The organism is Lactobacillus sp. C449L, from assembly GCF_059900815.1.
This window is the reverse complement of record NZ_JBWXGA010000137.1, coordinates 1-479: the sequence shown is the minus strand read 5'-3', so window position 1 is coordinate 479 and position 479 is coordinate 1. Positions and strand designations below refer to the sequence as shown.

Sequence of the window (479 nt, the reverse complement as noted above, 5' to 3'; positions counted from 1 at the left end):
AGTATGTGCAGGTCGGCAACGCGGTGCCGCCGCTCCTCGCGCACAGGATCGGCGAAGCGCTTCACGGATTGCTCCGGAGGGCAGCTGCAGGAACCGCTGCGGAGGCCGATGACGTAAGGCTCGCCCGTGTCGCCTGAATACGACATCGCCAGCCCCGGTGCGACCGAGCTGTTCGAATCCCTGCGTGCATTCGGTTACGATCTCCCGACCGCAATCGCCGATGTCATTGACAACAGCATCAGTGCAGGCGCGCGGAACGTCTGGATCGACCTCCAGTGGGCAGGACGGGGCTCGCGCATCCTCATCCGCGACGACGGCCGGGGAATGTCCGAGGCGCGCCTGGTCCAGGCGATGCGACCGGGCAGTTCGAGCCCCTTGGCGGAACGCGAGCCCGAGGATCTCGGCCGGTTCGGCCTCGGTATGAAGACCGCCTCCATTTCGCAGTGCCGCTGCCTCACCGTTCTCACCAAGGCCGCAGG

General features: G+C 66.6%; 1 protein-coding gene. It reads left to right on the top strand.

The genetic code is table 11. The annotated features are described in order from the left end of the window. Positions 1-126: 126 nt before the first annotated feature. Positions 127-479 (top strand): ATP-binding protein (locus AC2JF9_RS08685; protein ID WP_500726964.1); only part of this gene is annotated, 353 nt, incomplete at its 3' end.